This window comes from Moorena sp. SIO4G3 (genome assembly GCF_010692305.1).
GTDB lineage: Bacteria > Cyanobacteriota > Cyanobacteriia > Cyanobacteriales > Coleofasciculaceae > Moorena > Moorena producens_A.
In genome coordinates, this window is sequence record NZ_JAAHIG010000566.1 from 1 (window position 1) to 4,013 (window position 4,013).

Sequence of the window (4,013 nt, forward strand, 5' to 3'; positions counted from 1 at the left end):
TTCTCACGCGTTACTCACCCGTCCGCCACTCCCCCGAAGGGGCGTTCGACTTGCATGTGTTAAGCATACCGCCAGCGTTCATCCTGAGCCAGGATCAAACTCTCCATGGTACTCAAGTTGTTTTTTTCTTTCCCCGACTCTCAGTCAACCGTTATGGTTAACTTTGAACCAGTTCGGAATTTTAGGTTTTAGTTTTGGTCAATCTGTCCTATAATGAGGTCAGATTAACCTGAAAATTTCTTGACGAGTAGCGACCGTATATTGGCTCTCAAACTATAGATTTTTCTTGGTTCGGGGCGGTGCGGTGCGTTTCGCTGTCCTCATCGCCATTTACTAATGTAGAGGGTAAAAAAGCGTTTGTCAACCTAAAACCGAAACTTTTTTGGGGATAAATCCTTGAATTCTATGTATGGCAAGGGTTTTGGATTTTAAAAATTTTTTTTTGAATCCATTTTGGAGGTCTGACCAGGGGAAGAGGGGGAAGCTCTCAGGTCACAGGGGTAGGTTCTTTAGATTTGGGTCGGGAGTCGGGAGTCGGGAGTCGGGAGTCGGGAGTCGGGAGTCGGGAGTTAGGAGTCGGGAGTCGGGAGAATTATTCAGTAACTATTGTATATTTAGATACATACCTGAACAGGGGCGTGTCGGTTGGTCGTTGTCTTGATGCAGTCGCTCATGGGGGAAACCACGGCAGTCGCTCATGGGGGGAACCCCCTTTGGCGGCGCTGCCTCCCCAAGACCGCGCTGCATCGCTTAAGTGCAGGTTGGGACTACTCCGATCGCCCCCAGTGAAACGGGAAATTCACCTGGAGTTACAGTAATTGTGCGGTTAGGTCTAGGATTAATCGGTAAGTAGTGGCTGTTACCATTCAGAGGCAAGATTAATGAACAGCCCTTTGCACTGGCACCATGAAATCCATTGTTGAACAACTTAGACTTCAATTCACTCAAGCCTTAACTGCTGCCTTCGGTTCTGATGTGGCAGGGGTAGATCCAATGATGGTACCTGCCAGCAATCCCAAATTTGGTGACTATCAGTCTAATGTGGCCTTGGCTTTGAGCAAACGTTTGAAACAGCCGCCAAGAGCGATCGCAGAATCTTTGTTGCAGTATCTAGATGTGGCTGAGATATGTCAGAGCCCGACTATTGCTGGTCCAGGCTTCATTAATTTGAGCTTAAAACCTGCTTACTTGGAAGAACGGCTAAGGGAGATTCATACTGACCCACGTCTAGGAGTAGCAGTCGCTTCAGCCCCTCGACGGGTCATTGTTGATTTTTCTTCTCCCAATATTGCTAAAGAGATGCATGTGGGACATCTACGTTCAACGATTATTGGGGATTCGATTGCCCGGATCTTAGAATTTCGGGGTCAAAATGTACTGCGCTTGAATCATGTGGGAGATTGGGGCACCCAATTTGGGATGTTGATTACCTATCTCAGGGAAGCTTACCCAAGTGCTTTGACTACAGCTGATGCCCTGGATTTGGGAGATTTAGTCACCCTTTATCGGCAAGCTAAACAACGGTTTGATGCAGATGAGGAATTTCGGGAGGCATCTAGACTCGAAGTTGTTAAACTGCAATCTGGTGCAACGGATAGCCGCCGTGCTTGGCAGCTACTGTGTGACCAATCTCGGCGGGAGTTTCAGATTATCTACGATTTGCTGGATATTCAGCTCACCGAAAGAGGAGAATCCTTTTACAATCGTTTTCTACCAGAGGTTGTGGACTATTTAGACAAGTCTGGCTTGTTAGTGGAAGACTCGGGAGCCAAATGTGTTTTCCTTGAGGGGTTTACAAATAAAGATGGTGAGCCTCTGCCCTTGATTGTGAAAAAATCTGATGGGGGCTATAACTATGCCACCACTGACTTAGCTGCACTGCGCTACCGGACTGAGCAAGACCAGGCTCAAAGGATTATATATGTTACTGATTCCGGACAAGCAAATCATTTTACCCAGGTATTTCAGGTGGCTCGACGGACTGGTATTCTTCCGGAAAATGTTGAAGTCGTTCATGTTCCCTTTGGTTTGGTTCTGGGGGAAGATGGCAAAAAGCTGAAAACGCGGTCTGGGGAAACAGTGCGGTTGCGGGATTTGTTGGATGAAGCGATCGCACGATCTGGTGCTGATTTAGAATCGAGACTGAAGCAAGAAGGTCGGGAGGAAACTGAGGAATTTAAAGAGCATGTTGCCAAAGTCGTAGGCATGAGTGCAGTTAAGTATGCTGACCTTAGTCAAAATCGTACCAGCAACTATATATTCAGCTTTGATAAGATGTTGGCACTCCAGGGCAATACGGCACCATATATGCTTTATGCCTATGTCCGCATTCAGGGAATTAGCCGCAAAGGGGAGATTGATTTTGAGCAACTGGGCACCAATGCCAAAATTTTGTTGGAAGAAGACGCAGAATTGGTGCTAGGGAAGAAATTATTGAAACTGAGTGAGGTCCTTGGTGAAGTTGAGAAAGAGTTGATGCCGAATCGCCTTTGTCAGTATTTATTTGAACTGAGTCAGAAGTTTAATCAATTCTATGACCAATGCCCTGTACTGAAAGCCGAAGAACCCAAGCGGACATCCCGTCTGCTGCTATGTGATTTGACTGCTAGAACTCTGAAACTGGGATTGTCTTTACTGGGAATTCAGGTACTGGAGCGGATGTAGTACAGGTGAAGTATCTCAGCTATCAGCTAAGGTCAAAGGCTGATAGCTGAATACTTACGTCAGCTAGTTCACGACACTAGTGTTCGAGCCCCAGGGTGAGATAATGGTTTGGTTTTGACTACAATTTCCACATCTTGACCCAAAGCGTTTAAGAAGCGAAACAGCCGCACAATTGAAAAAACCGCCAACTTACCATTGATAAGTGCGGACACTTTAGGCTGATCTACTCCTAAAACCTTGGCCGCCGCAGCTTGTGTCATACCCTGGTTGGCAATAATATTACTAATCTTACGAGCCAGTTCTGCTTTAACGATTAATTCATCAGAGTTTTCTAAACCTAAATCGGTAAACACATTACCACTACTAGCTTGTACTTCAATTTCTTTTACCATAATTACTACCTCTACTCGTTAGTGTAATGTTGTGAGTAATGTTCTCTGGCTCTTTTTAACCTAGCTTCAATTAATTCCAGCTCTTGCTTGGGTGTGGCGATACCTTGCTTTGATTTCTTTTGAAATGTATGCAGAACATACACTACACCTTGGAGTTTTACGGTGTATAGACCGCGATAAGTGTCTCCATCAAAGTTGTCAATAACTTCGAGTACACCAGCACCTTTGAATCCTTTGAGGGGTTTAGCACCGGGATGTTTGTCTCCACATTGAGCTAAGTACAAGGCATAACCCATCACTTGCTGAACTTCTGAGGGAAATTTTTTCAAATCTTCCAAGGAACTGCCAACCCACTCTACAGGTTTTAAGGACACATCCATGTGATAAATATTCCAATTATAGCATGCTAATTACTAGTGTCCTAATTATCGGTTTCTACAATGAACAGGGTGTATAAGATCACTGCCTATAGCAGCAACACAAACCACTCGAAGGTGGCAAAACCTGGAAACATAGGGCGCAATTCAACTAAGATTTGCTCGACTCGACGATAATTAGCCATAATCTAACTGGCTGAATCAGCAAAACTCAGCCAGTTTGGAACATTCTCGTCCCTAGGCGCGATCGGGGTGTTCTTTTCTTAGAGGTAATTCAACCACTCAACCGACCACAGAACTTGGCACTATCCAGTATCAATAGATTGTAGCGATTGTAAAATTAGTGAGTATAGGATTTGACAACTGCTATAAGTTATTGATAATCTGCTTCTGATATTCCTCCTCACTCATCATCTCTTGGGTACTCTCGACTCGGTCTAAAAATACAATCCCGTCAAGATGGTCATATTCATGCTGGAATATCCTGGCTACAAAGTCTGTTAATTGTTGCCGCTGACACTGACCATACCGATTAGTATACTCCACCTCAATTCTAGTATACCTGGGTACTAACCCTCGA

The 4,013-nt window shown here is 44.9% G+C and carries 4 protein-coding genes and 1 rRNA gene; 1 reads left to right on the forward strand and 4 read right to left on the reverse strand.

Annotation, left to right across the window (positions count from 1 at the left end; all coding sequences use genetic code 11):
- Positions 1-110: ribosomal RNA gene (locus F6J99_RS42795) — 16S ribosomal RNA — on the reverse strand; the annotation flags it as partial.
- Positions 111-906: 796 nt separating this feature from the next.
- Here F6J99_RS42795 and argS point away from each other — a divergent pair.
- A complete protein-coding gene (argS, locus tag F6J99_RS42800; RefSeq protein WP_293122962.1) occupies positions 907-2,664 on the forward strand; it encodes an arginine--tRNA ligase in 1,758 nt (585 codons plus the stop codon).
- Positions 2,665-2,732: 68 nt separating this feature from the next.
- Here the strand turns inward: argS and F6J99_RS42805 are convergent, their stop codons facing one another.
- The 3 genes from F6J99_RS42805 to F6J99_RS42815 form a co-directional block, all read right to left on the reverse strand.
- Entirely contained in the window at positions 2,733-3,056 is a 324-nt protein-coding gene (locus F6J99_RS42805; protein ID WP_293122965.1) for a helix-turn-helix transcriptional regulator, read from the reverse strand.
- Between the two features lie 11 nt (positions 3,057-3,067).
- Positions 3,068-3,436, reverse strand: coding sequence for a type II toxin-antitoxin system RelE/ParE family toxin (locus F6J99_RS42810; protein WP_293122968.1), 369 nt, complete (start codon positions 3,434-3,436; stop codon positions 3,068-3,070).
- Positions 3,437-3,799: 363 nt separating this feature from the next.
- A partial coding sequence (locus F6J99_RS42815) for a peptide deformylase (RefSeq protein WP_293122971.1) occupies positions 3,800-4,013 on the reverse strand: 214 nt, incomplete at its 5' end.

Excerpts from the sequence above, each read along its gene's own strand:
- F6J99_RS42810 (WP_293122968.1), bottom strand. The coding sequence starts at position 3,436 with ATGGATGTGTCCTTAAAACCTGTAGAGTGGGTTGGCAGTTCCTTGGAA.
- F6J99_RS42805 (WP_293122965.1), bottom strand. The coding sequence starts at position 3,056 with ATGGTAAAAGAAATTGAAGTACAAGCTAGTAGTGGTAATGTGTTTACC.
- argS (WP_293122962.1), top strand. The coding sequence starts at position 907 with ATGAAATCCATTGTTGAACAACTTAGACTTCAATTCACTCAAGCCTTA.